The sequence below is a fragment of the Kitasatospora phosalacinea genome (assembly GCF_000717185.1).
GTDB classification, from domain to species: Bacteria; Actinomycetota; Actinomycetes; order Streptomycetales; family Streptomycetaceae; genus Kitasatospora; species Kitasatospora phosalacinea_A.
Genome location: NZ_JNYE01000048.1, coordinates 17,532 through 36,447, shown reverse-complemented (window position 1 = coordinate 36,447; position 18,916 = coordinate 17,532). Strand labels below are relative to the sequence as shown.

Genomic DNA, 18,916 nt, shown 5'->3' with positions numbered 1-18,916 from the left:
GGGGGTCTCCCGGTCAGGCGCCGGTGAAGGCGGTGTAGCCGTCGGCGTCGAGCAGCTCGTCGGTCGCCTCGACCCGGACCTTGAACAGCCAACCGCCCTCGAAGGGCTCCGAGTTGACCAGGGCCGGCTCGTCGATGACGGCCTGGTTGACCTCGGTGACCTCGCCGGTGGCGGGGGAGAAGAGGTCGCTGACCGACTTGGTGGACTCGAGCTCGCCACAGGTCTCACCCGCGGTGACGGTGTCACCGACCGCCGGGAGCTGGACGTACACGATGTCACCGAGGGCGTCGGCCGCGTGTGCGGTGATGCCGACCGTCGACACCCCGTCCACGGCGGCGGTCAGCCACTCGTGCTCCTTGGTGTACTGCAGGTGCGTGGGGTTGCTCATGGCGTCATTCTCCAGGATCGCGGGAGGGGAGGGCGCGGCCGTCCGCTGGGCGGACGAACCGGAAGAGGACTGCGGGGGGAGCGGAGGGGGGTCAGCGGGCGCGCTTGTAGAACGGCAGCGCGACGACCTCGACCGGCTCGGCCTTGCCGCGCACGTCCACCGCGACGGCGGTGCCGGGCTCGGCGTGGGCGGCGTCCACGTAGGCGATGGCGATCGGCCTGCCCAGGGTCGGGGAGGGCGAGCCGGAGGTGATCCGGCCGATCACGGCGCCCTCGGCGTCCACCACGGAGTACTCGGCGCGCGGGACGCGCTTGCCCTCGGAGACCAGGCCGACCAGCTTGCGCGGCGGGTTGTCCCCGGCCTGCGCCGCGGCCTTCTCCAGCGCCTCGCGGCCGACGAACGCGCCGCCGTTGGTGGTCTTGTCGAAGCGCACCACCCGGCCCAGGCCCGCGTCGAACGGGGTCAGCTCGGTGGACAGCTCGTGCCCGTACAGCGGCATGCCCGCCTCCAGGCGCAGCGTGTCGCGGCAGGACAGGCCGCACGGGACGAGGCCCTCGGCGGTGCCGGCCTCCGTCAGGGCCGTCCACAGGTGCTCGGCGTCGGCGGGGGCGCAGAACACCTCGAAGCCGTCCTCGCCGGTGTAGCCGGTGCGGGCCAGCCACACCCGGCGGTCGGCCACCGTGGCGGGCAGCAGGGCGTAGTACTTGAGGCCGGGCAGGTCGGCGTCGGTCAGCTTGGCCAGGATGCCGTTCGCCTCCGGGCCCTGGACGGCGAGCAGCGCGTAGGCGTCGCGGTCGTCGCGGACGACGGCGTCGAAGCCGGCCGCGCGCTCGGTCAGCGCGTCCAGCACGACCTGGGCGTTGGAGGCGTTGGCGACCACCAGGTACTCGTCCTCGGCGGTGCGGTAGACGATCAGGTCGTCCAGGATGCCGCCGTCCTCGCGGCAGATCATGGTGTAGCGGGCGCGCAGCACGCCGAGCGCGGAGACGAAGCCGACCAGGGCGTGGTCGAGCAGCTCGCCGGCCTGCGGGCCGGAGACGGTGATCTCGCCCATGTGCGAGAGGTCGAACAGGCCGGCCCGGGTGCGGACGGCGAGGTGCTCCTCGCGCTCGCTGCCGTAGCGCAGCGGCATGTCCCAGCCCGCGAAGTCGGTCATGGTGGCGCCGAGCGAGCGGTGCAGCGCGTCGAGCGCGGTCAGGCGGAGGGGCACGACAGGACTCCCGGGATCTGGAAACGGGCAGGCTGGGGCGAGTCTCCCCCATCTGTCGTCGAACCTGAGAGCTTCGCCGCCTCCTGAACAGGATGGCGGCTTGCACCGTGGGTGGGCGCACGGCGCGGCCGTGTCCACTTTCCAGATCTGCCTAGCCCGGGCGGTAGGGGTGCCTGAGAGATTCCGGGGAGGACTTGCTCCTTCGGCGCCGGGTGCGGCCTGAGCGGCCGTTCCGGCTCTCCCGCGCGGGTTCGAGCGGCCGGTATGAAGTTTGGGCGGGCCCATCATGGCACGCCGGGGCCCGCTCGTGGGAGAGGGGCCCGACCGCCGGCGGCCCGGGGCGCCCCCGCGCGCCGCTAACCTGATCGCAACTGCGGACGTGGAGGGGCGACATGGGGTTCCCGCTGGGTGGGGTTCCGGAGGGCGGGGCCTGGCCGGCCAACGAGCTGGAACGGGTGCTGACCGCCGCGCTCGGCGACCCGGGCGCGACGCCCCGGGTGATCGAGGTGCTGGCCCGCAGCCAGGTGTGGATCCCGCTGCCCTCCGGCACCACCCCGGACGCCGAGGCGCTCGACCTGCCGACGCTCGAGCTGGCCGGGGCGCCGTACGTGCCGGTGTACTCCTCGCAGGAGCAGTACCTGCAGCACTGCCCGGGCATCCCGTTCGCGATCGCCCCGATGTGGGAGTTCGCCCGCGGGCTGCCGCTGGGCATCGGCATCGCGGTCAACCCGGAGGCGCCGGTGGGCATCCCGGTGCCGCCGGAGGGCGTCGGCGAGCTGCGGCGCGGACCGCGCGGCGAGGGGTGGGAGGCGCAGGGCGTCGCCGAGGGTGCCCGGGTGGCGCTCAAGGAGCCCGAGCCGCACCAGGAGCCGTACGCCTTCCTGGCCGCCGTCACCAGCGAACTCGTCGCGCTGCCCGGGGTGCTGACGGCCCGCCGGGCGCTGGCCCGGGTGGAGGGCGAGCCGACCCTGCTGTACGTCGGCGTGCAGCTCGACCCGGCGGCCCCCGCCGACCCGGCCGAGGTGAACACCGCGCTGGGCCGGGCGCTGGGAACCGCGCCGCCCGGCTGGGGCGTCCACCTGGTGCTGCTCGACCTGGTCGCCGACCCGGTGGTGGACTGGCTGCTGGGGCGGGTGCAGCCCTTCTACGTGCGCCCGTGACGGCGGCCCGGCCCCGCTCCTCGGCCGCGCGCGGTACGGCGGCATGACGGCCGTCGGGTGCGCCCCATAGGGTTGCCCCGGCACACCGGAGCACGGTGGCGAGCGGACGAGAGAGTAGGGCGGCGACGTGACGGGAGCAGCCGGCGACCCGGGGGCGGTCGAGCACGCCCTCGCAGCAGTCGCACCGGAGCGCTGGGAGGCGTACGAGGGCCTGCTGCGCGCCCTGGCCGGCGGGCAGGTCTGGATGCTGCTGTGGCACGGCAGCCCCGGCAGCCCGGACGCCCAGTACGGGAACATGGACGTCGGCGGGCACGGCTACGCGCCCTGCGCGACCTCCCCGGCGCAGCTCGCGGCCAGCGGCTGGACGCGCGCCCACGAGGTGGTCTCCGGCCCGGAGATCGCCGCCTCGCTGTACCGCTCGCGCTGGGGCCTGTGGCTCGACCCGCACCGCCCCGGCGGCGGCGTCGGCGTGCCCTGGGCCGACCTGCGGCGGATCGCGCTCGGCCTGGACCGGCTGCCGGCCGGCCCGCTGCGGATCTCCGAACCCGCCGTGCAGGCCTCGCCGTTCTTCGCCGTGCTGGAGCAGCAGGCGGGCGAGGTGCGCCCGCTGCGCTCGCTGCGGCGGGCCTGGGTGCAGCCGGTGCTGGGCGAGGCGTACCTGGCGATCGGGCTCGACCTGTACGACACCTCCCCGCCGTCGGTGGAGGCGGCCCGGGCGCTGGTGCAGCGGGCCGCCGCGCAGGCGCCGGAGGGGCCCGGGGTGTCCACCGTGATGATGGCGGACGAGTACGACCCGGTGGCGATGTGGATGCGGGCCAACGCCCGCCCGTTCTTCGACCGGCAGGGCGCCCCGCAGCCCCACCCGACCGGCTTTGGTTACGGAGCGCAACCACCGGCCGGGCCCACCCAGGGGTGGCCGCAGGCCCCTTGGCCGGGCTATCCGGGCCGTTGAACCTACCCTGACGCACTGCCGAAAAACCCCCGCTCCGACCTTTTCCCAGGGTCGGCGGGGGTTTTTTGCCAGCTCTTGCCGACTCGTGATCTACGCGCGCAACCCCCTGTGCCAACTGGCGTTTTCCCGCCAGTGGCGGGGTGTCGTCAGTGTTCCTCTTGACGGACACGTAACAGCTGTGTGAAGAGCGATATGCGCGTGCAACGGAAGTGCATGCCGACAGATCACAGTTGGGCATCCTTCGGCAGGGGGGTCTTCCGCCGGGCACTTCCCATGACAGAGAGTGCTGCGCAATGCGGGGTGCGAGTTGATCCTCACGAAGGTGAACGCACCCGGCCATCGCATGAACCGCACGATGCACCTCTCGTGCGGCCGCACCGTGCACGTCGGAGACGTCCCGCCCGGACCGTCGCCGTCCCGGGCGCCCCCCTGACCGGAGGGCCGTCCGGAGGAAACCCGGCACCACCAGCAACGCCCTGCTTGCTCAACGCACTTCTGCACCGCCGCACCGGCGCCCGGCACCACCGAAACCGCTCTGCACTTCCGCACCGCACGCGACTCCGTGGGCCGGCCACCGTCGGCGAGGGGAACGAACTGACTCATGACCACACCCACCGAGACCTCGGGTCCGGCGTCCGGGGCGCAGCCTGACGGCGCGTCAACTCCCGAGCCGCCCAAGAAGATCGAGGGCCGCTCGCCGGGCCGCATCGCCTGGAGCCGGCTCAAGCGCGACAAGGTCGCGCTGGCCGGCGGCGCCGTCGTGGTGCTGCTGATCCTGGCGGCGGTCTTCGCCCCGGTGCTGACCGCGCTGTTCGGACACCCGGTCGACGAGCCGCACCCGGACCAGATCAACCCCGACCTGGGCCTGCCCAAGGGCGCGTTCGGCGGCATCAGCGGCGACTTCCTGCTCGGGGTCGACCCGACCTTCGGCCGCGACGTGTTCTCCCGGATCGTCTACGGCGCGCAGATCTCGCTGCTGGTGGCCTTCCTCGCCGCCGCGCTGTCGGTCTGCATCGGCGTCGTGATGGGCATCATGGCCGGGTACTTCGGCGGCTGGGTGGACTCGGTCATCAGCCGGACCATGGACGTCCTGCTGGCCTTCCCGCAGCTGCTGTTCAGCATCGCGCTGGTCTCGGTGATGCCCAACAAGCTGCTCGGCCTGGGCGACACCGGCGTGCGGGTGGCGGTCCTGGTGACCGTGATCGGCTTCTTCGGCTGGCCGTACATCGGGCGCATCGTCCGCGGCCAGGCCATGTCACTGCGCGAACGCGAGTTCGTGGACGCCGCCCGCAGCCTCGGTGCGGGGCGCGCGCACATCCTGTTCCGCGAGCTGCTGCCCAACCTGACGGCGCCGATCCTGGTCTACGCGACCCTGATCATCCCCACCAACATCCTGAACGAGGCGGCGCTCAGCTTCCTCGGGGCCGGCGTCCGGCCGCCCACCCCGTCCTGGGGGCAGATGCTCTCGGACGCGGTCGGGATCTACCAGGCGGACCCCATGTACATGGTGGTCCCCGGTCTCGCCATCTTCATCACCGTGCTCGCCTTCAACCTCTTCGGTGACGGCCTGCGTGACGCTCTCGACCCCAAGGGCAACTGAGCCCGCAACTCTGGAGGTTCCCCAACCCATGAAGCGAAACAGGACGCTCGCGGCCGCCGCGCTGGTGGCCACCCTCGCCCTCACCACGGCCGCCTGCGGCGGCAGCAAGGGCGGCGGCAGCAACGGCGGGGGCGACAACGCCTCGGGCAAGGCCGGTGCGGCGGCGGGCTTCAACGCGGCGGCCGACAAGGTGGTGAACCCGTCCACCAAGAAGGGCGGGACCCTGGAGATGTGGACCACCACCGACGTGGACTCGCTCGACCCCGGTCGCGCGTACTACGCCTCGGTGTGGAACTACGAGCGCTTCTACACCCGCACCCTGCTCGCCTTCGACGGCAAGCCCGGCAAGGACGGCCTGAAGCTCGTCCCCGACCTGGCCTCCGCCCAGCCCGAGGTCTCCGCCGACGCCAAGACCTACACCTTCAAGCTGAAGCCCGGCCTGAAGTTCGAGGACGGCTCGGTCATCACCTCGAAGGACATCAAGTACGGCATCGAGCGCATCTTCGCGCAGGACGTCGTCTCCGGCGGCCCGACCTACCTGATCAACGAGCTGGACCAGGGCCAGAACTACAAGGGCCCCTACACCGACTCCGACCCGAACAAGCTCGGCCTCAAGACGGTGGAGACCCCGGACGACACCACGATCGTCTTCCACCTGGCCAAGCCGAACTCGGACTTCCCGTTCCTGCTGGCCATGGGCTCCGCCGCCCCCGTCCCGCAGAAGCTGGACGCCGGCTCCAAGTACGGCGACAAGCCGGTCTCCTCCGGCCCGTACAAGTTCAAGTCGGTCGAGCCGGGCAAGGGCTACGAGCTGGTCCGCAACGAGAACTGGGACCCGGCCTCCGACCCGTTCCGCAAGGCGCTGCCGGACGTGGTCAAGCTGACCGTCACCACCAACGCCGACGACATGGACGCCCGCCTGCTGGCGAACACCGCCGACCTCGACTGGGCCCAGACCGGCCTGTCGCAGGCCGCCCAGGTCAAGGTGCTCCAGGACCCGTCGCTCAAGGCCAACACCGACGACCCGTACAACGGCTTCATCCGGTACGTCACGATGGCCCCGACGGTCGCCCCGTTCGACAACGTCCATTGCCGCAACGCGGTGCTGTACGCGGCCGACACCACCGCCCTGCAGACCGCCCGCGGCGGCTCGGTGGCCGGTTCGCTGTACGGCTCGATGCTGCCCCCGAACATCCTCGGCTCCGACGACTACGACCCGTTCGGCCTGACCAAGGGCAAGCCGAACCTGGACAAGGCCAAGGAGGAGCTGAAGGCCTGCGGCAAGGCGGACGGCTTCAAGACCACCATCGCGGTGCGCGGCAACAAGCCGAAGGAGGTCAACTCCGCGGTGGCCCTGCAGACCGCGCTCAAGGCGGTCAACATCGACGTCACCGTCGACCAGTACGACGGCAAGCTGATCTCCTCGGTCATCGGTGCGCCCGACGTGGTCAAGTCCAAGGGCTACGGCCTGATCGTGATGGGCTGGGGCGCCGACTACCCGACCGGCTCCGGCTACCTGCAGCCGCTGGTCGACGGCCGCTTCATCACCCAGAACGGCAACAACAACTACGCCGAGATCAACGACCCGGAGATCAACGGCTGGTTCGACCAGGCCGCCCAGGCGACCGACCCGGCCAAGGCCGCCGAGCTCTACAAGAAGATCAACCACAAGGTCATCGACGGCGCCTACTACCTGCCGATGGTCGCCGACAAGGCCCTCAACTGGCGCAACCCGCGCCTGACCAACGTCTACATCTCCGACGCCTTCGGCGAGGTGGACTTCCAGGCGCTCGGCGTCTCCGACGGCAAGTGACCTGGCCCGCCCCTTAGTTCTCACCGCTAGTCCGAAGGGCAGGTGAAGGCCCTGCCCGGGCCGGCCGGGACGCCCCCCACCGGGGGACCCGGCCGGCCCGCGGCAGGGCCGACCGCAGTGCTCGTGTATCTCTTCAGGCGACTGGTCAACGTCGTCTTCATGCTGTTGGTGGTCGCCGCGGTGACCTTCGGCATCTTCTTCATGGTGCCGAAACTCACCGGGACCGACCCCGCGATGCTCTACGTGGGCAAGATCGCGGACAAGGTGGCCGTCGAGGGCATCCGCCACAAGATGGGCCTCGACAAGTCGATCATCGAACAGTTCTGGCTCTTCCTGAAGGGCGTGTTCGTCGGCCGCGACTACAACGCAGGCACCGACATGACCCACTGCGCGGCCCCCTGCCTGGGCTACTCGTTCAAGACCGAGCGGGAGGTCTGGCCGCTCCTGCTCAACCGGGTCGGCGTGGACTTCTCGCTCGCCGCCGGCGCCTGCGTGCTCTGGCTGGTCTTCGGCACCGCCACCGGCGTCGTCTCCGCGCTGCGCCGCGGCACCGCGCTGGACCGCCTCACCATGTCCGTCGCGCTGGCCGGCGTCTCGCTGCCGATCTACTTCACCGGCCTCGTCGCGCTCGCCGTCTTCGGCCACCAGCTCGGCTGGTTCCCGATCAACTACACCGACCTCACCGACGACCCGCTCGCCTGGTTCGAGGGGCTGGTGCTGCCCTGGGTGACCCTGGCGTTCCTGTACGCGGCGACCTACGCCCGGCTCAGTCGCGCCACCCTGCTGGACGTCCTCGGCGAGGACTACATCCGCACCGCGCGTGCCAAGGGCCTCAAGGAGCCGGTGGTCATCGGCAAGCACGCCATGCGCTCCACGCTGACCCCGATCCTGACCATCTTCGGCATGGACCTCGGCGGTCTGCTCGGCGGCGCCGTGCTCACCGAGAAGACCTTCAACCTGCGCGGGCTCGGCTACGAGGCGGTCACCTCGATCCAGTCCAGCGACCTCCCGGTGATCATGGGCGTGACCCTGTTCGCCGCCTTCTTCATCGTCATGGCCAACCTCGTGGTTGACCTGCTGTACGCCGTCGTCGACCCCCGGGTGAGGCTGACATGAGCAACACCGACCAGCCCAACCTGGCAGACAAGAGCTTCCTGTCCGTCCGCGACCTGAAAGTGCACTTCCCCACCGACGACGGGCTGGTCAAGTCCGTCAACGGACTGAGCTTCGACCTGGAGCGCGGCAAGACGCTCGGCATCGTCGGCGAGTCCGGCTCCGGGAAGTCCGTCACCTCGCTGTCGATCATGGGCCTGCACCGCACCGGCACCAAGCGCGGCGCCCCGCGGATCTCCGGCGAGATCTGGTTGGACGGCGAGGACCTGGTCGCCGCCGACCCCGACCGGGTGCGCAAGCTCCGCGGCCAGAAGATGGCGATGATCTTCCAGGACCCGCTGACCGCGATGCACCCCTACTACACGGTCGGCGCCCAGATCGTCGAGGGCTACCGGGCCCACCACCCCGGCGCCTCCAAGAAGGAGGCCCGCAAGCGCGCGGTCGAGATGCTCGACCGGGTCGGCATCCCGCAGCCCGACCGGCGGGTCGACAACTACCCGCACGAGTTCTCCGGCGGCATGCGCCAGCGCGCCATGATCGCGATGGCGCTGGTCAACGACCCCTCGCTGCTGATCGCCGACGAGCCGACCACCGCCCTCGACGTCACCGTCCAGGCGCAGATCCTCGACCTGATCCGCGACCTGCAGAAGGAGTTCGGCTCGGCGGTCATCATCATCACCCACGACCTGGGCGTGGTCGCCGAGCTCGCCGACGACATCCTGGTCATGTACGGCGGCAAGCCCGTCGAGCGCGGCCCCGCCGCCACCATCTTCGAATCCCCCGAGCACCCCTACACCTGGGGCCTGCTCGGCTCGATGCCCCGCCTCGACCGGGAGCTCCAGGACCGGCTGATCCCGGTCAAGGGCACCCCGCCGAGCCTGATCAACGTGCCGTCCGGCTGCGCGTTCCACCCGCGCTGCCCGTACGCCGAGCTCACCGGCGGCCGCTCCACCAGCGAGGTGCCCGCGCTCGCCGAGGCCGCGCCCCGGCACCACGCCGCCTGCCACCTGCCGATCGCCGAACGCCACCGGATCTTCACCGAAGAGATCGCGCCCCGGCTGTGAGCACGTACCACCCATTTGGAGAGCAGCGATGACGGACAGTCAGGCGGCGGTGCCGCAGCTCGCGAAGGTGCCCGCCCAGGCGCCCGGGCCCGACCGCGGACCCCTGTTGAAGGTCGCCGGACTGACCCGGCACTTCCCGGTCACCAAGGGGCTGCTGAAGCGCCAGGTCGGCGCGGTGCGGGCGGTCGACGGCATCGACTTCGAGGTCCGGGCCGGCGAGACCCTCGGCGTGGTCGGCGAGTCCGGCTGCGGCAAGTCCACCATGGGGCGGCTGGTCACCCGGCTCGACGAACCCACCGGCGGGACGATCGAGTTCGAGGGCGCCGACATCACCCACCTGGGCGTCGCGGCGATGCGGCCGTACCGGCGCGACATCCAGATGATCTTCCAGGACCCGTACTCCTCGCTGAACCCCCGGCACACCATCGGCACCATCGTCGGCGCGCCCTTCCGGCTCCAGAAGGTCGCCACCGAACACGGCGTCAAGCGGGCCGTCCAGGACCTGCTGGAGCTCTGCGGCCTCAGCCCCGAGCACTACAACCGCTACCCGCACGAGTTCTCCGGCGGCCAGCGCCAGCGCATCGGCATCGCCCGCGCGCTCGCCCTGCGCCCCAAGATGATCGTGGCCGACGAACCGGTCTCCGCGCTGGACGTCTCCATCCAGGCCCAGGTGGTCAACCTGCTGGACGACCTGCAGAAGGAGCTCGGCCTCACCTACCTGATCATCGCGCACGACCTCTCGGTCGTCCGGCACGTCTCCGACCGGGTCGCCGTGATGTACCTCGGCAAGGTGGTCGAGATCGCCGACCGGGACGCGCTCTACGCCCGGCCGATGCACCCCTACACCAACGCGCTGATGTCCGCGGTGCCGGTGCCCGACCCGCGCCGCAAGGAGCGCCGCGAGCGCATCCTGCTGACCGGCGACGTCCCCTCCCCGCTCAACCCGCCGTCCGGCTGCCGCTTCCGCACCCGCTGCTGGAAGGCGCAGGACGTGTGCGCGAGCCAGGAGCCGCCGCTCGCCACCACCGAGGCCGGGCACCAGGTGGCGTGCCACTTCCCGGAGAACGCTGGCGAGTAGCCCGCCGTCCACGAGGTCCGTCCGGCGGGGTCCGTCCCCGCGGGCGGACCTTCGCCGTGCGGCCCGCTGACAGGGGCGGGTGGCAGGGTGGGGGCATGCTGGAGATCGCGGTGCAGGACAGGTCGGGTCGGGTCGGGGTGCGGGTGTCGGAGGGCGAACTCGCCGACCTGGTACGGGACATGGGGCAGTGGAAGGGTGCCTTCCTGGTGCTCCAGCGCGTCCCCGACCTGCCGGACACCTACGCGCAGGCCTGCCCGGAGGACGGCGCCTGGACGGTCGAGCACCGGGACGGCGCGCGGTCCCGGCACTACGGGACGCAGGTGGCCGAGCTGGAGCGGGTCGCCGAGCTGCTGACCGGCTGGGCCCGGCAGGACGCCGACTGGGCGGCAGGCCAGGAGTGGGAGCGGATCGACTTCGGGCCCGACCCGGAGCCCGCGCCGCTGGAGCTGTCCGCGGAGGACGAGGAGAGCCTGGTCGCGGAGGTGCGGCGGCTGCTGGTGGGCGGGTACGCGACGCTCGCGCAGGCGGCCGAGGTCGCCGAGGAGTACCTGGTCGACGGCGGGAACCGGCCGGTCGGCAAGGAGCAGGCCAGGCAGCTGGCCGACCGGCTGTGGCTGGAGCGCGTCGCCGAGCAGCGCGCCTGGACCGGCGAGACCGACCCGGAACGGCTCACCCGGGCGTTCGCCGCGCTGGAGGCGACCGGGATCACCGCCCGGGAGAACTTCACCTGCTGCCGCACCTGCGGCGACACCGAGATCGGCGCGGAGCGCCCGGAGGCCCGCGGCTTCGTCTACTTCCACTCCCAGTGCACCGACGGCGCGGCCGCGGGCGGCGACCTGTGGCTGCTGTACGGCGGCTTCGACGGCTCGCCGGAGACCACCGCCGCGGTCGGCCGGGAGGTCGTCGCGGCCCTGGCCGGGGCGGGCCTGACGGCGGCGTGGAACGGGGAGCCGGACGACGCGGTCCGGGTGACCGGCCTGGACTGGCGGCGCCGGCTGGTCGGCTAGGGCCGCGCCGGGTCAGGCCGTCCTTCGTACGGCGCAGCCCGCGGGCCGAGCTGTTGCCGGGGGCCGGGGCGGTGCCTTGACTGGAGCGGAATGTCCCGGCTCCCGCGCGAGGGGTAGGTCACCATGCTGTCGGCCCGCAGTCTGTTCCAGGAGATCCACGACGACGACCAGGCGTTCCGGCTGTTCTGCTCGATCGCCGCGAAGGGCGAGGACCAGGGCGGTTGGGAGAACGGCCGGATCGCCCGGCTGGTGCCCGACCCGGTGCTGGCGCCGAAGGTGGCCCGGCACGGCGCCGACGAGGACAAGCACGGCCGGATCTTCAAGGCGCTGATGCACAAGCGCGGCCTGGCCGAGCGGGACGTCCCGGACGACACCGACTACACGATGATCCTGGAGCGGCAGGGCATCGGCCTGGCGCACGCCCGGCTGCGCCGCGACGAGCCGCTGACCGAGCGGGACGTGATCACGTACCTGGCGCACAGCCGGGTCACCGAGCAGCGGGCGTCCGAGCAGATGCTGATGCTGAAGAAGATCTTCGGCGACCACCCGGAGCTGGGGCGGGCGGTGCGGATGATCTCCAACGACGAGGACAACCACCTGGCGTTCTGCCACGAGGAGCTGCTGCGGCTCGCGTACCACGGGCACGGCCGGGCGATCCTGGACACCCTGCAGACCACCGCCCGGGCGGAGATCCGCACCTACCGGGACGTCAGCCTGGCCGTGATGGCGCACCTGGGCGAGCTGCTGCGCTGGCCGCGGGCGAAGGCGGCGGCGCTGGCGGCGGGCATCCACGCGGTGTACGCGTACGAGCGGGCGGGCGGCTGGCGGCGGATGACCACGCTGGAGATGCCGGCCAGGCTGAACGCGCTGGGCGGGCCCGCGCCGCACGAGCAGTTCGCCTGACCGCCCGGCGGCCGGGGTGAGGGGGGTGCGTGAGCCGACGTGCAGACTGACCAGGTGACCTCCGAGATCTTCCCGCACAACGTCCAGCAGACCCTCGACCTGGTCGGCATCTTCGTGTTCGCGCTGTCCGGCGGCCTGATGGCGGTCCGCAAGAACATGGACATCTTCGGCATCTGCGTGCTGGCCGAGGCCACCGCGCTGGGCGGCGGCGTGCTGCGGGACCTGGTCATCGGGGCGCTGCCGGTGGCCGCGTTCACCAGCTTCGGGTACTTCCCCACCCCGCTCGTCGCCGGGGTGGTGGTGTTCTTCCTGCACCCCGAGGTGGAGCGGATCACCCGGGCGGTGATGGTGCTGGACGCGGCGGGCCTGGGCCTGTTCTGCGTCACCGGCACCATCAAGGCGCACACCTACGGGCTGGGCGCGATCCCCTCGGTGGCCTGCGGCATGCTGACCGCGGCGGGCGGCGGCGTGATCCGCGACCTGCTGGCGATGGAGCCGCCCTCGCTGCTGCGCTGGGACCGCGAGATATACGCCGTCCCGGCGCTGGTCGGCTCGGCCGTGGTGGCGGTCCTGATCGGCGTCGGGCAGCTGACCCCGCTGTACGCCTCGCTGGCCGCGGTGGTCGCGTTCACCATGCGGTTGCTGGCGCTCAAGTACGGCTGGCGCGCACCTCGTGCTTGGCACCGCAACGGTTCTCGCACCAGCGAGGAGTAGGCGAGCCGCCGTACGCCAGCGAGATCGCCTCGACCGTGCAGAGCAGCTCCGGCAGCAGCTTGCTCAGCTCGGTCACCGAGGCGACCCGGACCGGGGCGGAGATCGAGCAGGCGGCGATGGCGGTGCCCTCGGTGCCCGCGATCGGGGCGGCGATGCAGTTCACCGACTCCTGGTACTCGGCCTGGTCCACCGCCCAGCCGCGGCGGCGCACCTCGGCCAGCTCGGCCCGGAACTCCTCCGGGCCGCGGATCGACTGCGGGGTGCGGGCCGGGAAGTCGGCCGCCTCGAGGAACGCGGCCAGCTTCTCCGCGGGGAGGTCGGCCAGCAGCACCTTGCCCGCCGCGGTCGCCACCGCGGGGGCGCGCTTGCCGATCCGGCTGGCCTCGCCGAGCCAGCTGCGGCCGTGGTCCGGGTACTTCGCCTCGACCTTGTCGAGGTACAGCACCTCGTCCTCCTCCAGCACGGACAGGTGCACGGTGTGCCCGTAGCGCTCGTTCAGCACCGCCAGGTACGGGGCGGCGACCTGCCGGATGTCGATGCCCTCCAGCGCCTGGTGGGCGAGCGCGAACAGCCGGCCGCCGAGCCGGTAGCGCTGGTCGGACTGCCGGTGGACGAAACCGTGCTCCTGCAAGGTGCGCAGCAGCCGCAGCGCGGTGGACTTGTGCACGCCGATCTTCGCGGCGGCCTGCTCCAGCGACGCCGGGCCCTCGCCGAGCGACGCCAGGATGGTCAGCGCACGGTCGACCGTCTGGGACACGGCCCCTCCCTCTCACATCGGCGTGGCCGGAAGGCTAACGGCGCGTTGCAGAGGGTGCAATGGCCAAATCGTGACTCTAGGGCCGCCTACACTGGTTCCCGCTATGGCTTACCTCGACCACGCCGCCACCACCCCGATGCTGCCCGAGTCGATCGCCGCGATGACGGCGCAGTTCGGGGCCGTCGGCAACGCCTCCTCCCTGCACGCCGCCGGGCGGCGGGCCCGCCGGGTGGTCGAGGAGTCCCGGGAGTCGCTCGGCGAGTCGCTGGGCGCCCGGCCCAGCGAGATCGTGCTCACCGGCGGCGGCACCGAGTCCGACAACCTGGCGGTCAAGGGCCTGTACTGGTCCCGGCACGACGCCGACCCGGCCCGCCGCCGGGTGCTGTGCAGCCCGGTCGAGCACCACGCGGTGCTGGACGCGGTGCACTGGCTGGCCGCGCACGAGGGCGCCGAGGTCGAGTACCTGCCGGTGGACGGGCTGGGCCGGGTGCACCCCGAGGCGCTGCGCGAGGCGATCGAGCGGGCCCCGGAGACGGTCGCGCTGGTCACCGTGATGTGGGCCAACAACGAGGTCGGCACGATTCAGCCGATCCGCGAACTCGCGGCCGTCGCCGCCGAGTTCGACGTACCGATGCACTCCGACGCGGTGCAGGCGCTCGGCCAGGTGCCGGTCTCCTTCGCCGACTCCGGGCTGACCGCGCTCACCGTCACCGGCCACAAGGTCGGCGGCCCGTACGGGGTCGGCGCGCTGCTGCTGGCCCGCTCCGCCAAGCCCGTCCCGCTGCTGCACGGCGGCGGCCAGGAGCGCGACGTCCGCTCCGGCACGCTGGACGTGCCGGGCGCGGCCGGGTTCGCGGTGGCCGCCGCGCTGGCCGTGGAGCGCCGGCCCGGGTACGCGGGCGCGGTCGGCGCGCTGCGCGACGAGCTGCTGGCCGTGGTCCGCTCGGCCGCGCCGGACGCGGTGCTCAACGGCGACCCGGGCGCCGACGGGCGGCTGCCCGCCAACGCGCACTTCTCCTTCCCCGGCTGCGAGGGCGACGCGCTGCTGATGCTGCTGGACGCGGCGGGTGTGGAGTGCTCCACCGGCTCGGCCTGCTCGGCCGGCGTCCCGCAGCCCAGCCACGTGCTGCTGGCGATGGGCGTCGACCCGGAGCTGGCCCGGGCCTCGCTGCGCTTCTCGCTCGGCCACACCTCCACCGCCGCCGACGTGGCGGCGCTGGCCGCGGCGCTGCCCGGCGCGGTGGAGCGGGCCCGGCGGGCCGGGCTGGTGCGCGCCGCCCGCTGACATGAGGTTCCGAACGGAACCTTCTGCTTCCGGACGTACTCTGGGGGCATGAACGCACCCCTGCCCGAGCGCACCGTCCGCGACCTCACCGGGTTGCTGGCCCAGGCCGCGCACGCCATGAACACCCGCCTGTCGCTGGCCCTGGCCGAGATCGACAGCTCCCCGCGCAAGCACTGCGTGCTGCTGCACGCCATGGAGGCCGAGCGCACCCAGTCGCAGCTGGCGGCGATCGCCGGGCTGGACAAGACCACCATGGTGGTCACCGCCGACGAGCTGGAGCGCGACGGCCTGGCCGAGCGCCACCCGTCCGCGACCGACCGGCGGGTGAAGGTCATCCGCGTGACGCCCGCGGGCGAGGAGCTGGTGCGGCGCGGCGAGGTGATCGTCGACCGGGTGCACGGCGAGGCGCTGGGCGAGCTGTCGGCGGGGGAGCGGCAGGTGTTCGTGGACGCGCTGGACCGGCTCCAGCAGGCGGCGGAGTTCCCGATGGTCGGCGAGGGCGGCGTGGTGCGCCGGCCGCGGCGGTCCCGGCAGGGGTAGCCCCGCAGGACGTTCCGCTGTAGATCGTCTATTACAAAACTATCTGCTACGGTTTCTCTTGTCGGGGGAGCGCGTCCGCGCTCCCCACGGGAGGGAGAGACCCATGTCCGAGAACTCGTCACGCGCCCGCTGGCTGGCCCTCGCGGTGGTGTGCGCCGGGATGCTGATGGTGATCCTGGACGGGTCCATCACCACCGTCGCGCTACCCGCCATCCAGGCCGACCTGCACATCGGGACGGCCGGACTGGCCTGGGTGGTGGACGCCTACGTCGTCGCCTTCGGCGGACTGCTGCTGCTCGCCGGACGCCTCGGCGACCTGCTCGGCCGCCGCCGCGTCTACCTCGCCGGGATCGCCGCCTTCACCGTCGCCTCCGTGCTGTGCGGCCTCGCGGTGAACTCCGGGACGCTGATCGCCGCCCGCTTCCTCCAGGGCGCGGGCGGGGCGATGGCCTCCGCCGTCGGCCTCGGCATGGTCGTCGCGCTCTTCCCGGACCCCGTCGAACGGGCCAAGGCCTTCGGCGCCGTCGGCTTCACCGGCGCCGCGGGCGCCTCGCTCGGCCAGGTCCTCGGCGGCGTCCTCACCCAGGGCCTCGGCTGGCACTGGATCTTCTTCATCAACCTGCCGATCGGCGCCGCCGCCCTGCTCGCCGGACGCCGCCTGCTCGCCGACGACCGCGGCCCCGGCCTCAAGGCGGGCGCCGACGCCCCCGGCGCCGTCCTGGTCACCGCCGGACTGATGCTCGGCGTCTACACCATCGTCGAGGGCGGCCCGGCCGGCTGGACCTCCGCCCGCACCCTCGCCACCGGCGCCGCCGCCCTCGTCCTGCTCGCCGCCTTCCTGCTCCGGCAGGCCCGCACCGCCACCCCGCTGCTCCCGCTGCGGATCCTCGCCCGGCGCACCACCGCGCTCGCCAACCTGATCCAACTCCTCATGCTGGCCGCCCTGTTCGGCTTCCAGATCCTGCTCGCCCTGTACCTCCAGCAAGTCCAGCACTACAGCGCCCTCGCCACCGGCCTGGCGATGCTGCCCGCCGCCCTCACCATCGCCGCCGTCTCCCTGCTGCTCGCCGCCCGCACCATCGCCCGGCTCGGCGAACGCCGCACCCTGCTGCTCGGCCTGGCCCTGCTCACCGTCGGCATCGCCCTGCTCACCCGGCTCCCCGCCGGACACCTGGACTACGCCGCCGACGTGCTGCCCACCGTGCTCAGCGCCGCCGGGTTCGGCCTCGCCGCCACCGCCCTCACCGCCCTCGGCATGGCCGACGCCCGCCCCGAGGACGCCGGCCTGCTCTCCGGCCTGCTCAACACCACCCAGCAGGTCGGCGCCGCGCTCGGCGTCGCCGTCCTCACCGCACTGGCCGCCGGACGCGGCGCCGGCGGCTTCCACCTCGCCTTCGGCACCGGCGCCGCCCTGCTGGCCGCCGCCTTCCTGCTGGCCCTCGCCCTGCCCCGCCCCGGCCGCCCGGCCGCACCCGCCGCCGCCGAACCGCCGGTCCTGGTGCACAGCTGATCCGCCCGCCCCCCGGGGGGCCCGGCCGCGTCCACGACGCCGGCCGGGCCCCCGTTACGCTTGGAGGCACCATGACTGACTTCCCCGGCGCCCCGACCACCCCGCCCACCGGCCGCCTGCGCGTGCTCGCCGCGATGTCCGGCGGCGTCGACTCCGCCGTCGCCGCCGCCCGGGCCGTCGAAGCGGGCCACGAGGTGACCGGCGTCCACCTGGCGCTCGCCAGCAACCCGCAGTCCTTCCGGACCGGCGCCCGCGGCTGCTGCACCCTGGAGGACTCCCGGGACGCCCGCCGCGCCGCCGACGTGATCGGCATCCCGTTCTACGTCTGGGACTTGGCCGAGCGCTTCCGCGAGGACGTGATCGACGACTTCGTCGCCGAGTACGCCGCCGGTCGCACCCCCAACCCGTGCCTGCGCTGCAACGAGAAGATCAAGTTCGCCGCGCTGCTCGACAAGGCGATCGCCCTCGGCTTCGACGCCGTCTGCACCGGCCACTACGCCCGGATCGTCGACCACGCCGACGGCACCCGCGAACTGCACCGCGCCGTCGACGCCGCCAAGGACCAGTCGTACGTCCTCGGCGTGCTCGACGCCGAACAGCTCGCCCACTCGCTGTTCCCGCTCGGCGACACCACCAAGGACGTCATCCGCGAAGAGGCCGAACGGCGCGGCCTCGCCGTCGCCAAGAAGCCCGACAGCCACGACATCTGCTTCATCACCGACGGCGACACCCAGGGCTTCCTGGCCGAACGCCTCGGCACCGCCACCGGCGACATCCTCGACACCGACGGCACCAAGCTCGGCGAGCACGACGGCGCCTACGGCTTCACCATCGGCCAGCGCAAGGGCCTGCGCCTCGGCCGCCCCGCCGCCGACGGCAAGCCCCGCTACGTCCTCGACATCTCCCCGGTCGACAACACCGTCACCGTCGGCCCGGTCGAAGGACTCGACGTGCACGCCCTCACCGCCATCCGCCCCCGCTGGTGCGGCACCCCCGCCGCGGGCGAGGGCCGCTACACCGCCCAGCTGCGGGCGCACGGCGAGGAGGTCCCGGTCACCGCCGTGCTGGGCGAGGACGAACTGCACGTCCGCCTCGACACCCCGGCCCGCGGCATCGCCCCCGGGCAGGCCGTGGTGCTGTACGACGGCACCCGGGTGGTCGGCTCGGCGACCATCGCCTCCACCGAGCGGGCCGTCGGGGTCTAGCACCCAGGCACCCAGGGCGGCCCTTAACGGTTTGACCCGGGCGCGGCGGGCGGTGATAGGACTGGGAGCACTATGAACATCACGGTCTTCTGCTCCGCCAACTCCCTCGACGCCAAGTACACCGCCCCGGCGGCCGAGTTCGCCCGACTGCTCGGCGAGGCCGGGCACACGCTGGTGTGGGGCGGGTCGCACGCCGGGCTGATGGGCGAGCTCGCCGACGGGGTCAGGGCCGCCGGGGGGCGGCTGGTCGGGATCTCGGTGGAGTTCCTGCGGCACAAGGCGTACGAGGGGGCGGACGAGCTGGTGACCATGCCGGACCTGCCGACCCGGAAGGCCGAGCTGCTGGCCCACGGCGACGCGCTGGTGGTGCTGGTCGGCGGGGTCGGGACGCTGGACGAGATCACCGAGGTGCTGGAGCTGAAGAAGCACGGCCTGCACGACAAGCCGGTGGTGGTCCTGGACAGCGAGGGCTTCTACACCGGCCTGCGCCTCCAGCTGGAGCGGATGGACGCCGAGGGCTTCCTGCCCCGTCCGCTCGCCGAGCTGGTGGCCTTCGTGCAGACCCCGGCCGAGGCGCTCGCCCACCTGTCCGCACACCAGCCCCAGTAAGGAAGACC

18 protein-coding genes and 1 riboswitch are annotated in these 18,916 nt (G+C 72.7%); of the genes, 15 read left to right on the top strand and 3 right to left on the bottom strand.

Annotated features, from left to right (window positions below; translation table 11 throughout):
* Nucleotides 1-13: 13 nt before the first annotated feature.
* Nucleotides 14-388, bottom strand: coding sequence for a glycine cleavage system protein GcvH (gene gcvH, locus OO57_RS20785; RefSeq protein WP_030919412.1), 375 nt, complete (start codon nt 386-388; stop codon nt 14-16).
* A 91-nt stretch (nt 389-479) separates the two neighbouring features.
* Nucleotides 480-1,598 (bottom strand): glycine cleavage system aminomethyltransferase GcvT, encoded by a 1,119-nt coding sequence (gene gcvT / locus OO57_RS20780; RefSeq protein ID WP_033254078.1) that lies wholly within the window; start codon nt 1,596-1,598, stop codon nt 480-482.
* A gap of 151 nt (nt 1,599-1,749) precedes the next feature.
* Nucleotides 1,750-1,852: riboswitch (glycine riboswitch) on the bottom strand.
* A gap of 138 nt (nt 1,853-1,990) precedes the next feature.
* Here gcvT and OO57_RS20775 point away from each other — a divergent pair.
* The 10 genes from OO57_RS20775 to OO57_RS20730 all read left to right on the top strand — a co-directional run bounded on the left by OO57_RS20775 (nt 1,991) and on the right by OO57_RS20730 (nt 13,002).
* The gene (locus OO57_RS20775) at nt 1,991-2,758 is read left to right on the top strand and encodes an enhanced serine sensitivity protein SseB (protein WP_033254077.1); all 768 of its coding nucleotides are present in this window, start codon (nt 1,991-1,993) and stop codon (nt 2,756-2,758) included.
* 127 nt (nt 2,759-2,885) lie between these two features.
* Entirely contained in the window at nt 2,886-3,710 is an 825-nt protein-coding gene (locus OO57_RS20770) for an enhanced serine sensitivity protein SseB C-terminal domain-containing protein (protein ID WP_033254076.1), read from the top strand.
* 601 nt (nt 3,711-4,311) lie between these two features.
* On the top strand, nt 4,312-5,310 hold the full coding sequence (locus OO57_RS20765; RefSeq protein ID WP_033254075.1) for an ABC transporter permease: 999 nt from the start codon (nt 4,312-4,314) through the stop codon (nt 5,308-5,310).
* A 28-nt stretch (nt 5,311-5,338) separates the two neighbouring features.
* Nucleotides 5,339-7,123 (top strand): ABC transporter substrate-binding protein, encoded by a 1,785-nt coding sequence (locus OO57_RS20760; protein ID WP_033254074.1) that lies wholly within the window; start codon nt 5,339-5,341, stop codon nt 7,121-7,123.
* A 117-nt stretch (nt 7,124-7,240) separates the two neighbouring features.
* Complete coding sequence (locus tag OO57_RS20755) at nt 7,241-8,239, top strand: ABC transporter permease (protein ID WP_033254073.1); 999 nt, start codon at nt 7,241-7,243, stop codon at nt 8,237-8,239.
* The gene (locus tag OO57_RS20750) at nt 8,236-9,300 is read left to right on the top strand and encodes an ABC transporter ATP-binding protein (protein WP_033254072.1); all 1,065 of its coding nucleotides are present in this window, start codon (nt 8,236-8,238) and stop codon (nt 9,298-9,300) included. The genes OO57_RS20755 and OO57_RS20750 overlap by 4 nt, the downstream gene beginning before the upstream one ends.
* Nucleotides 9,301-9,328: 28 nt before the next feature.
* Nucleotides 9,329-10,378, top strand: a complete 1,050-nt coding sequence (locus OO57_RS20745; RefSeq protein ID WP_033254071.1) for an ABC transporter ATP-binding protein — start codon at nt 9,329-9,331, stop codon at nt 10,376-10,378.
* Nucleotides 10,379-10,473: 95 nt separating this feature from the next.
* Nucleotides 10,474-11,385 carry a DUF6891 domain-containing protein gene (locus tag OO57_RS20740; protein WP_033254070.1) on the top strand — a complete coding sequence of 304 codons (912 nt, stop codon included), beginning with the start codon at nt 10,474-10,476 and terminating at the stop codon, nt 11,383-11,385.
* A 123-nt stretch (nt 11,386-11,508) separates the two neighbouring features.
* Complete coding sequence (locus OO57_RS20735; protein WP_033254069.1) at nt 11,509-12,288, top strand: hypothetical protein; 780 nt, start codon at nt 11,509-11,511, stop codon at nt 12,286-12,288.
* Between the two features lie 54 nt (nt 12,289-12,342).
* On the top strand, nt 12,343-13,002 hold the full coding sequence (locus OO57_RS20730) for a trimeric intracellular cation channel family protein (RefSeq protein ID WP_033254068.1): 660 nt from the start codon (nt 12,343-12,345) through the stop codon (nt 13,000-13,002).
* Here OO57_RS20730 and OO57_RS20725 read toward each other — a convergent pair.
* The gene (locus tag OO57_RS20725) at nt 12,938-13,759 is read right to left on the bottom strand and encodes an IclR family transcriptional regulator (RefSeq protein WP_033254067.1); all 822 of its coding nucleotides are present in this window, start codon (nt 13,757-13,759) and stop codon (nt 12,938-12,940) included. The genes OO57_RS20730 and OO57_RS20725 overlap by 65 nt on opposite strands.
* 103 nt (nt 13,760-13,862) lie before the next feature.
* On the opposite strand from OO57_RS20725, the gene OO57_RS20720 reads away from it, so the two are divergent.
* The 5 genes from OO57_RS20720 (at nt 13,863) to OO57_RS20700 (ending at nt 18,908) form a co-directional block, all read left to right on the top strand.
* Nucleotides 13,863-15,044: a cysteine desulfurase family protein gene (locus OO57_RS20720; RefSeq protein WP_033254066.1), complete on the top strand. Its 1,182-nt coding sequence runs from the start codon at nt 13,863-13,865 to the stop codon at nt 15,042-15,044.
* 48 nt (nt 15,045-15,092) lie between these two features.
* Nucleotides 15,093-15,584 (top strand): MarR family winged helix-turn-helix transcriptional regulator, encoded by a 492-nt coding sequence (locus OO57_RS20715; protein ID WP_033254065.1) that lies wholly within the window; start codon nt 15,093-15,095, stop codon nt 15,582-15,584.
* Nucleotides 15,585-15,687: 103 nt separating this feature from the next.
* Entirely contained in the window at nt 15,688-17,094 is a 1,407-nt protein-coding gene (locus tag OO57_RS20710; protein ID WP_033254064.1) for an MFS transporter, read from the top strand.
* A 71-nt stretch (nt 17,095-17,165) separates the two neighbouring features.
* Nucleotides 17,166-18,299: a tRNA 2-thiouridine(34) synthase MnmA gene (mnmA, locus tag OO57_RS20705; protein ID WP_033254063.1), complete on the top strand. Its 1,134-nt coding sequence runs from the start codon at nt 17,166-17,168 to the stop codon at nt 18,297-18,299.
* A gap of 72 nt (nt 18,300-18,371) precedes the next feature.
* Entirely contained in the window at nt 18,372-18,908 is a 537-nt protein-coding gene (locus OO57_RS20700; RefSeq protein ID WP_033254062.1) for a TIGR00730 family Rossman fold protein, read from the top strand.
* Nucleotides 18,909-18,916 lie beyond the last annotated feature (8 nt).

Excerpts from the sequence above, each read along its gene's own strand:
- gcvH (WP_030919412.1), bottom strand. The coding sequence starts at position 388 with ATGAGCAACCCCACGCACCTGCAGTACACCAAGGAGCACGAGTGGCTG.
- OO57_RS20775 (WP_033254077.1), top strand. The coding sequence starts at position 1,991 with ATGGGGTTCCCGCTGGGTGGGGTTCCGGAGGGCGGGGCCTGGCCGGCC.
- OO57_RS20765 (WP_033254075.1), top strand. The coding sequence starts at position 4,312 with ATGACCACACCCACCGAGACCTCGGGTCCGGCGTCCGGGGCGCAGCCT.
- OO57_RS20760 (WP_033254074.1), top strand. The coding sequence starts at position 5,339 with ATGAAGCGAAACAGGACGCTCGCGGCCGCCGCGCTGGTGGCCACCCTC.
- OO57_RS20750 (WP_033254072.1), top strand. The coding sequence starts at position 8,236 with ATGAGCAACACCGACCAGCCCAACCTGGCAGACAAGAGCTTCCTGTCC.
- OO57_RS20745 (WP_033254071.1), top strand. The coding sequence starts at position 9,329 with ATGACGGACAGTCAGGCGGCGGTGCCGCAGCTCGCGAAGGTGCCCGCC.
- OO57_RS20740 (WP_033254070.1), top strand. The coding sequence starts at position 10,474 with ATGCTGGAGATCGCGGTGCAGGACAGGTCGGGTCGGGTCGGGGTGCGG.
- OO57_RS20735 (WP_033254069.1), top strand. The coding sequence starts at position 11,509 with ATGCTGTCGGCCCGCAGTCTGTTCCAGGAGATCCACGACGACGACCAG.
- OO57_RS20720 (WP_033254066.1), top strand. The coding sequence starts at position 13,863 with ATGGCTTACCTCGACCACGCCGCCACCACCCCGATGCTGCCCGAGTCG.
- OO57_RS20715 (WP_033254065.1), top strand. The coding sequence starts at position 15,093 with ATGAACGCACCCCTGCCCGAGCGCACCGTCCGCGACCTCACCGGGTTG.
- OO57_RS20710 (WP_033254064.1), top strand. The coding sequence starts at position 15,688 with ATGTCCGAGAACTCGTCACGCGCCCGCTGGCTGGCCCTCGCGGTGGTG.
- mnmA (WP_033254063.1), top strand. The coding sequence starts at position 17,166 with ATGACTGACTTCCCCGGCGCCCCGACCACCCCGCCCACCGGCCGCCTG.
- OO57_RS20700 (WP_033254062.1), top strand. The coding sequence starts at position 18,372 with ATGAACATCACGGTCTTCTGCTCCGCCAACTCCCTCGACGCCAAGTAC.